This window comes from Edaphobacter sp. (genome assembly GCF_035763405.1).
Taxonomy (GTDB): Bacteria; Acidobacteriota; Terriglobia; order Terriglobales; family Acidobacteriaceae; genus Edaphobacter.
This window is the reverse complement of the sequence record NZ_DASUBE010000155.1, coordinates 1-8,818: the sequence shown is the minus strand read 5'-3', so window position 1 is coordinate 8,818 and position 8,818 is coordinate 1. Positions and strand designations below refer to the sequence as shown.

The window sequence follows — 8,818 nt, the reverse complement described above, 5'->3', positions numbered from 1 at the left end:
AAGGCCATTCCCATCCCCGAAGACGCCCCCACCAAGATCTTCTTCTTCATCGAAGACCTCTTCTTCACCGCCAAAATTCAGGAGACGGCCCGCAAACTCGGCGTCAAGGTCGCCTTCATCAAAAACGAAAAAGACGCCATTGCCGATCTGCTCGGCCTCGATGAGGATGTACGCCCCGGCCTGATCGTCTTCGACCTGAACAACGCCAACGCCAAGCCGCTCACCCTCATCCCCAAGCTCAAGGCGAAGCTCAAGCGCGGCACCTCCATCATCGGCTTCCTCCAGCACATTCAGGGAGATCTCAAGGCCAAGGCCGTCGAGGCAGGCTGCGACACGGTCATGCCGCGAGCCGCCTTCTCGCAGAACCTGCCCAACCTGCTCCGCCGCTACGGCTTCGAGGAAGAAGACGAGACCAACTACAACCAGTAAGCTCTCCGGTTGAAGTGCAGGTTCATGGGTTACGAAAAATTTATGATGTGCATTGTTTCGGTGGGAGCGCAGGGCTTTAGAGACTGGGTGAGAACTCCTCAATTCGGTCGTTTTGATTAAGGGCACGGCTTCAGCCGTGCCGCAACTGCCCCATTCGTCGTCGGGGCTTTAGGTAGTGTCTGATGAATCGACGAGAATCGTTTTTGCTTCTGGGTAGGCCAGGCCTTTAGGCTTGGCTCTCTTCACAAAACGTGAAAAATGGGGCTTCAACCCCTGGGGTATGCCTTTTTTCTCGTCTGCATGATCCCCAAAATCGAAGATTCCGATTCGTCAGACACTACCTGGAGTCCTGAATCTGAAGTTCGCAACATAAATAAAATTGTCATCCTGAGCGCAGCAAGCCGCGTTTTTTGCGGTTTGCGGAGTCGAAGGACCTGCGGTTGCTTTTCGCAAAGGATGCCACGAACTTCTGACTCACCACACTAGCCCCCTGAGGGATCTTTCGAAGCTAAATCAGAATCTCCCTAACGGAGAAATCCTCACCACCGCCGATTTCCACAGCCGCCCTTGACACTCCTGATAACCTTAAATTAAGAGAAAGCAACGCCCGGCCACCCGCCGGGCGTTCGTCGTTCAGGAGAGAATGGCATGAAACGTGCGTAGATAGTCCGGACTTAACCCCTTTGTTCAAAGTATTTTAGGCTTAAGTATGGGGAGGGGGCTAGAACCTCAGCACCCACCGGAACTCCGCCGACGCTCCAGGCTTCGTCGTCGTCGCCCGAATAAACTCCCCTCGCTGCTCCTGCGTCCCTTTATCCACAGAGCCAGGAATCCCCGGCCCCATCACAACGTTCGGTTCGACCGCCGTGCTCAGGTCAGCCGGAGCAACGATCTCCGCCCGCAGGGTTGCCGAGCCGCCGCCCACCGGATGCAGCACGAAGCTCCGAGGCGAAAGCCGATCAATGCTGCCGTCCGCATGAAGCGCCTCGGTAAAGGTATGGTCGCCGTCCGCAGAGATTGCATCGCGAATGTCGATCATTCCACTCTTGCTCATCGAGAGCGTCCGCTCGTACCGAGTCAGCCCCAGCGAGGCGCTGTAGGCCCCGGCCCCTTCGCCGGTCAGCACGAAGCTGTCCCTGGAAAACTGAGCCTTCGTAATCCGGACAGTGTTGAGACGTGAGTAATCGTACTTCGCCCACGCATCGTGACCCTTGCCATCGTTGCCCTGCCCCTTCCCGTCGATGAGCAGCGTGTTGTGATCGACCGTCTTCGGAACGCCCGAGTAGCCCGAGTCGCCTGTCAGATACGCGCCATGCGCCCACGCGATGAAGCTGTTGACATCAGGATGAACATGCCCCTGCTCGAAGCGCCAGTCTGGAAGCTGCTTCCTGAGCTCCTCCGCGGCGTGCCCTTCCGCCGGCCCGCATTTGAAGGCGACCGCAGTCGCATCGCTCTTCCACGAACTCCGCCAGTAAGCCACATCATGATCGCGGAACCAGTGATACGTAGGAAGGCTGCTCATCGGCGCAGCCTTCAACGAATCGTCACGCCAGGCCAGCGTCCACCATGGCTCCTCGCTGGTATGTCCCATCCCTCGCAGATACTCAGCCACACCCTGAATCCGCGCATCGTGAAAGTGCTCAGCCAGATCATAGAGCACGTTGTAGTTGGTCTCGAAGTGGCCACCAGGATGGCTGCGAAGATAATCCTCGCCCCTCCTCGCCCGAGTGATACTGCCCTCGAAGACATCGCCGAAGTCGAACATCATCTCTCCGCCCGGAGTCACGCTGTTCGCAACGTAGAGATACATCTCTTTCAACCCCGGCTGATTGAAGAGGTCCTCCCCGGTCGCATGAAGCTGTGCGTCGAGATAGTGAATGATCCACGGCGTCGCAAAGATCCAGTACTCAAAACCCTCGTAGTAATAGCCATCCTTCGAGTAGGTCGCCAGCACGCGGTCATAGATGGCCCGTGAGAGCGCCGCCCATTGAGCCGCTTCAGGCACCTCGCCGTACACCGCATACGCAGCGATCGCCAGCCCGGTGATTGGAATGAAAGTGTGGTTCTGGCTGTAGGCCCACACGCGCCCGGGCTTCGGCGCAAAGTATTCGTAGAGCAGATGTCCATGCTCGGCGATGGCTGCGCGGTAGCGGTCCCGGTCCGCCCCGGAGAGATCGTGATACAGCAGATCGTAAGCAACGCCCATCGCATAGAGCAGATGCCCCGCCGCGAGATCAACATTCGGCTTGCTCCAGCTATAACCCCACACCTTGTAGCTCAGCGCCGCATCCATATACTGCTTCGTTGCCGCCAGCACCTTGGGATCGTGGTCCATCTGGTAGGCGAACGCGCCCTCGGCAATGGCCAGCGCGACATCGTTCTGTTCGCGACGCTTTTCAGCGGGCGGCGCAGGCGGCGGACCCTGTAGCACCTTCAAATGTTTCTCTTGCTCAGCCCACCACGCCGCGTCAGGACCATGAGCCTTGCGACTCAGCGCATCCAACTCCTGAGTCGTAAAGTACACGCGAGGATGCACCCCCTGAAACTCCGGCTTCACCGAAGAGCGTAGCGTCGCCATCTCGTGAAGCAAATACGTCCGCTTGCCGCCCGTGTCCTTCGGGCCAAGATACTCTCCCGCCCCCTGAGCAGCCAGTTGAAAAGTGAATCCCGCAAGCAGTACTGCCAACAATCCTGCCTTATATGTGAATCTGCGATTGGATCGCGCCGCAAAGTGAGTAAAATATGTTATCGTTAGCACACGAAGCACACTACACCATTGTGTGCGTAATATTCAAGCGAATTCGATCAACGCCCTTCAAGGAGACCAGCTATCCCTTCATCGAGCCAGCTACGCGAGAGCAGTTCCCTCGCACCCTCGCGCCGCTCGTTCATTCGCGGACTGCGCTGGTACATCCTCGCGCTGATCTTCATCGTCACCTGCATCAACTACATCGACCGCAGCAGCATTGGCCTGCTGTTTACCAGCTTCGGCGCCGAGCTTGGCATCACCCGCTCGCAATATGGATGGGTTGGAGCAGCCCTTCTGCTGGCCTACACCATCAGCCAAAGCGTCTCCGGGCGCATTTACGACCGCTTTGGCTCGCGCGTTGGCTTTACTCTTTCGGTCATCGTCTGGTGCGTGGCTGCCATGGCACACTCCGCCATCGCAGGCGTCACCAGCTTTGCCGCGGCCTCATTTTTCCTTGGTCTGGGCGAGGCCGGCAACTGGCCAGGGGCAGCCAAAGTCATCGCGGAGTGGTTTCCGCAGCGTGAGCGCGCGCTGGGCATGGCCGTCTTCAACGGCGGCGCATCGATGGGCGGTGTCGTAGGGCCGCTGCTCGTTGCCACGCTGCTCGACCCGTTGCTGGGCTGGAGAAAAACCTTCCTCGTAATCGGTGCGGCGGGCTTCGTGTGGCTTGCCGCATGGCTTGCCCTCTATCATCCGCTGGCAACGCATCCGCGCGTAAGTCAGGAGGAAAAACAATATATCGAAGAGGGTCAGACAGCCCGCAACGCGGAGCCCGCGCCTTCGCTGCGCGTTCTGCTCTCATGCCGCCAGACGTGGAGCATCCTCGTCGCACGTCTTGTCGTCGATCCCATCTGGTGGCTTTATATTCTGTGGCTGCCTACGTATTTGAAGGACGTTCACCATCTCTCACTCAAGGACATTGGAGCATTCCAGTGGGTGCCGTATCTCTGTGCAGCCGTCGGTTCCCTCTTCGGCGGCTGGCTTGCCGGACGCCTGATTGCCCGCGGCCGCACGGTTAATGCAGCGCGCAAGCTCACGGTAGGAGCAGCAGCACTTCTTATGCCGTTCGGAATTCTGGCCGCGCACATGCACGGAACCTACGCGGCGCTGGCCTGCATCTCCGTTGTCCTCTTCGGCTTTCAGATGTGGATATCGAACGTGCAGACGCTGCCAAGCGATTTCTTCGCCAACTCAGCCGTCGGTACGGTCGCAGGCATGGGAGGCACGGCGGCAGGCATCAGCAGCCTCTTCTTCAACCTCTGCACCGGTTGGCTCGTGACCCACTTCGGATACGGCTTCGTGCTGACCCTCGCCGGCCTGCTCGGCCCCATCGGAGCAATCCTGCTCTTTGCCCTTGCGGGCAACATTCAACGACTCGACCTCACACCAACAAAGACTACTTAAGGAGACCATCACCGTGCCGGAATCGAACTTCACCAACCAACTTGCAGTCGTCTTCGGAGGAGGCCGCGATATAGGCGCTGCCATTGCGATTGAGCTGGCCTCGCGCGGAGCGAAGGTCGCTTTCAGTTACCACCAGTCGCAACCGGACAAGGTCATCGCCGCAGTCGAGTCGCACGGACAAAGCGCCATCGCGCAGAAAGTGGATGCGATGGATACCGCAGCCGTGCGGGCATTTATTGCCTCTGCGACCAAGGCCACGGACAAGCCCATCGGCGTGTTGGTCAACGTCGTCGGCGGTCTGGTCGCGCGCAAAAAGATGGACGAGATGGACGACAGTTTCTGGGAGCACGTGATGAATCTCAACGTGCGCTCCGTCTTCGCCGCAATTCAAGCCGCACTGCCCGTCATGGCCGACAGCGGCGCCATCGTCAACGTCTCGTCACAGGCAGGCCGCGACGGCGGAGGTCCAGGCAGCGTTGCCTACGGTGCATCGAAGGGCGCGCTGATGTCGATGACGCGCGGACTGGCAAAGGAACTGGGCCCGCGCCGCATCCGAGTGAACGCCGTCTGTCCCGGCATGATTGCGACAAAGTTTCACGACGACTTCACAAAGCCTGAAGTGCGGCAGCGTGTAGCATCCATGACTCCGCTGGGCCGTGAAGGCAAAGCCGAGGAGGTCGCAACCCTCGTCGCATTTCTGGCGGGCAGCGGGGCCGCGTTCGTCAATGGTGCCTGCGTCGATATTAACGGCGGCATCCTCTTCAGCTAAGAGCGTGAACCTCCGGAAACATGCAACATTAAGATAGCGATAACATGACGGCGCGGGTAAACTAGGATAGTCAACGCAGACCAGGCTCCCATGTCCCCGCGCCGTTCCTCATCCTCAACCCGACCCTCCACGCTCGCCGACGTCGCACGTCAGGCGGGCGTAGCCACCATGACGGCCTCGCGCGCACTCAACGACTCCGGCTACGTCAGCGAGTCTGTCCGCAAGCGCGTCTCTCAGGCAGCAGAAAAGCTCCGTTACCGACCCAACATCCCCGCGCGCCAACTCAAGGTAAGACGCCTCAACGCCGTCGGCATCCTTCTGCCCGACATCGCAAACCCCTTCTCTGCCGAGCTGGTCGGCGGCATGAAGGACGTCTTCGATGCCGAAGGCTACACCACCTTTATCGCCACGGCGAACCGTACCGTCAAAGAAGAGAATGCGAGCCTGCAAGCATTCATCGACCACCGGGTAGACGGCCTCGTGGTTGCGACGCGCGGCACCATGATGGGCGACAAAGTATTGCATTCCGTCGCGCAGCAGCGCATTCCTCTGGTGACGATCGGCAGGCCGGTCCACTTCCGCGGTATCGACTCAGTCACGGCGAACCACTACCAGGGCGCCTTCGATGCCGTGACGCACCTTATCAAACTCGGACACAAACGCATCGGCTTCATCGGTATCGCTCCTGAAGATGGCAAGCTGTTGCGACGCTATCAAGGCTACTTAGCCGCGCTGAAGGCTGCGGGAAGCGAGCCCCGGCCTGAGTACACGGTTGGCCCCGCCGAAGGCCCCGCATACGCAACGCAGGAGGACGGCTATCGCGGCCTGCTGCAACTGGCGCGACTTCATCGTCCGCCCACGGCCATCTTTGCACGCAACGACTTCGCCGCCATCGGCGCCATGCACGCGGCCCACACGCTGGGGCTCAGCATTCCCGACGACATTGCCATTGCGGGCTTCGACAATATCCCGCTTGCTGCGTTCACCGCACCGCCACTCACCACCGTCGAACAACCCATCGCACAACAAGGCCAGGCAGCCGCGCGGTTTCTGATTGAGCGGATGCAGGGCAAATCACAGCAAGACCGTACAGCGATGATGGAGTGCCGCCTGATTGTGCGCCAATCGACCGACCGAACGCTCTCCGCCGACCAGACATTGCCCGTGCGATGAAGCCCGCGCATGTCCGTTGCCTCGTCTACAGGAGCTTGAGCGCGCTGCCCTTATGTGCCGCTATGTGATCAGTCTTATCGCTCTTGATCTCATATTGAGGGTCGTCTTCCGAGGCATGATGCATATATCCCTTATAGTGAAAATCGCCGGTGTGGACAGCAATGATTGTCCCCGACACGCGGCCAGCCTCAGAGTTCCAGCTCACGTGATCGCCTACTCTGAATTTTCCGGCCATCGTACAATTCCTCTCGCCGCTGATAATACTCTCTGCCCTGCTCATGTCAGGCGATGCAGCAGTGTATCGAACCAACACGCATTTATCCAGAAACGCAAAACGTGTCAGAATTGAACGATTGCGGAGCGAGATTGAATTGATGGATGCCTCCAAGCCAAGCAGTGAAGCCGTCCTTGCCCAGCCTGTGATTCGCCCGCTCACACGCGCTGCGATCTTTCTGGTGGTCAGCGTCCGCTCCGAAGAGAACAACTACCCAGCCATGCGCTCGTTCTTCGCAGACTTTGCCGGGCTGGTGCGCGCCGTTGAATTTCGGAAGTTGGAAGCAGGCCTGACCTGCATCGTCGGATTCGGCTCCGATGTCTGGGGTAAGCTCTTCGGCGCGCCTCGTCCCGCTGAGCTTCATCCGTTTCGAGAGTTTCACGCGGGCAACCGTCACGCGGTCTCAACGCCAGGTGACATCCTCTTCCACATTCGCGCCAAACGTATGGACCTCTGCTTCGAGCTTGCGACTCAAATCATGGATGGCCTTGGAGACGCGGTCTCCGTCGCCGACGAGGTTCACGGCTTCCGCTACTTCGATGATCGCGACATCATCGGGTTTGTCGATGGCACGGAGAATCCGCAAGGCACCGCGGCGCGCGAAGCCACAATCATCGGCGATGAAGACCCCGCCTTCACAGGCGGCAGCTACGTCATCGTGCAAAAGTATCTTCACGATATGAAGACATGGAATGCCCTTCCGGTTGAAGCACAGGAACGCATCATCGGGCGCAAAAAACTCTCCGACATTGAGCTGAGCGATGCCGTAAAGCCTTCCTCGGCTCACAACGCGCTCACTACCATCGAAGAAGATGGCAAGCAACTCGAAATTCTGAGGGACAATATGCCCTTCGGCCGGCCTGGCCATGGCGAGTTCGGCACCTACTTTATCGGCTACTGCCGTACTCCTCGCATCACCGAACAGATGCTGGAGAACATGTTCGTGGGCCGCCCGCCGGGCAACTACGACCGGCTGCTCGATTTTAGCCACCCCGTCACGGGCAGTCTATTTTTTGTGCCCTCGGCTACATTTCTCGACAATATCAGCACTGACGCACCGGCCGCGGCATCCGTCACATCGGCTGCATCGCAGGCGTCCGACCCAACTTCCTCCGCGCGCGACGCATCACTCAACATAGGATCACTCAAAGGAGAGCAGGATGAATAACCTCCATCGGGAACTGGCGCCCATCTCTGACGCCGCATGGTCGCAGATTGAAGCTGAGACGACGCGCACGCTGAAGCGCTATCTGGCTGGTCGGCGTGTTGTAGACGTTCCCTCACCCGGCGGAGCAGCTATGCCGGGAGTCACCACCGGACACCTGAAGCCGATCCCCGCTCCAGCGGAGGGCATCGTCGCCCACGAGCGCGAGACCAAACCGCTCGTCGAACTACGCGTGCCGTTCGAGCTATCGCGTCAGGCCATCGATGATGTCGAGCACGGATCGAACGACTCCGACTGGCAGCCCGCGAAAGACGCCGCGAAAACGCTTGCCTTTGCCGAAGACCGCGCCATCTTCAACGGATACCGTGAGGCGGGAATCCAGGGCATACGCGAAGGCACCAGCAATCCCATCGAAACCCTTCCCGCGGACGTGCGCGATTATCCGGATGCAGTCGCTCACGCGCTCAGCCAGCTCCGGCTTGTCGGTGTCAACGGCCCGTACTCCGTCGTGTTGGGAGCCAAAGAGTATACGGCTCTCGCCGAGACGCGCGATCACGGCTATCCGGTCCTTGAACACGTCAAACGAATCGTTGGCGGTGATCCCATCTGGGCGCCGGCAATCGAGGGCGCGTTTGTCCTCACCACGCGCGGCGGCGACTTCCAGTTAAGCATCGGCCAGGACGTTTCGATCGGCTATCTCAGCCACACCAGCTCACTCGTCAAACTCTATCTTCAGGAAACCTTCGTCTTCCGTGTTCTGACCAGCGAAGCCGCTGTCGCGGTATCCCCATCGAAGAAGTCTTCGTGATACCTCCGCCCATCGCGCCGCACAGAGCAAAATTGTGTAGATAATCG

Annotated in this window: 7 protein-coding genes and 1 pseudogene; 6 read left to right on the top strand and 2 right to left on the bottom strand. The window is 59.3% G+C overall.

The genetic code is table 11. The features are described 5' to 3' along the window. A pseudogene (locus VFU66_RS14550) lies at positions 1–429 on the top strand (response regulator); the annotation flags it as partial. 721 nt (positions 430–1,150) lie between these two features. On the opposite strand, the gene VFU66_RS14545 reads toward VFU66_RS14550, so the two are convergent. Further along, positions 1,151–3,115, bottom strand: coding sequence for a DUF4962 domain-containing protein (locus tag VFU66_RS14545; RefSeq protein WP_326446989.1), 1,965 nt, complete (start codon positions 3,113–3,115; stop codon positions 1,151–1,153). A 144-nt stretch (positions 3,116–3,259) separates the two neighbouring features. Between VFU66_RS14545 and VFU66_RS14540 the strand changes: the two genes are divergently transcribed. The 3 genes from VFU66_RS14540 (at position 3,260) to VFU66_RS14530 (ending at position 6,524) form a co-directional block, all read left to right on the top strand. After that, entirely contained in the window at positions 3,260–4,582 is a 1,323-nt protein-coding gene (locus VFU66_RS14540; protein WP_326446990.1) for an MFS transporter, read from the top strand. 13 nt (positions 4,583–4,595) lie between these two features. Beyond that, entirely contained in the window at positions 4,596–5,351 is a 756-nt protein-coding gene (locus tag VFU66_RS14535) for an SDR family NAD(P)-dependent oxidoreductase (RefSeq protein WP_326446988.1), read from the top strand. 90 nt (positions 5,352–5,441) lie between these two features. Beyond that, on the top strand, positions 5,442–6,524 hold the full coding sequence (locus VFU66_RS14530) for a LacI family DNA-binding transcriptional regulator (RefSeq protein ID WP_326446987.1): 1,083 nt from the start codon (positions 5,442–5,444) through the stop codon (positions 6,522–6,524). 25 nt (positions 6,525–6,549) lie between these two features. On the opposite strand, the gene VFU66_RS14525 is transcribed toward VFU66_RS14530, so the two are convergent. Next, on the bottom strand, positions 6,550–6,759 hold the full coding sequence (locus tag VFU66_RS14525) for a hypervirulence associated TUDOR domain-containing protein (RefSeq protein ID WP_326446986.1): 210 nt from the start codon (positions 6,757–6,759) through the stop codon (positions 6,550–6,552). 139 nt (positions 6,760–6,898) lie between these two features. Here VFU66_RS14525 and VFU66_RS14520 point away from each other — a divergent pair, with 139 nt between their 5' ends. Beyond that, positions 6,899–7,966 (top strand): Dyp-type peroxidase, encoded by a 1,068-nt coding sequence (locus VFU66_RS14520; RefSeq protein WP_326446985.1) that lies wholly within the window; start codon positions 6,899–6,901, stop codon positions 7,964–7,966. Further along, on the top strand, positions 7,959–8,771 hold the full coding sequence (locus VFU66_RS14515; RefSeq protein WP_326446984.1) for a family 1 encapsulin nanocompartment shell protein: 813 nt from the start codon (positions 7,959–7,961) through the stop codon (positions 8,769–8,771). Before VFU66_RS14520 ends, VFU66_RS14515 begins: the two co-directional genes overlap by 8 nt. Positions 8,772–8,818: the final 47 nt, after the last annotated feature.

What these genes read in the sequence shown, in the direction of transcription:
- VFU66_RS14515 (WP_326446984.1), top strand. Translation starts at nt 7,959, where the DNA reads ATGAATAACCTCCATCGGGAACTGGCGCCCATCTCTGACGCCGCATGG.
- VFU66_RS14520 (WP_326446985.1), top strand. Translation starts at nt 6,899, where the DNA reads ATGGATGCCTCCAAGCCAAGCAGTGAAGCCGTCCTTGCCCAGCCTGTG.
- VFU66_RS14525 (WP_326446986.1), bottom strand. Translation starts at nt 6,759, where the DNA reads ATGGCCGGAAAATTCAGAGTAGGCGATCACGTGAGCTGGAACTCTGAG.
- VFU66_RS14530 (WP_326446987.1), top strand. Translation starts at nt 5,442, where the DNA reads ATGTCCCCGCGCCGTTCCTCATCCTCAACCCGACCCTCCACGCTCGCC.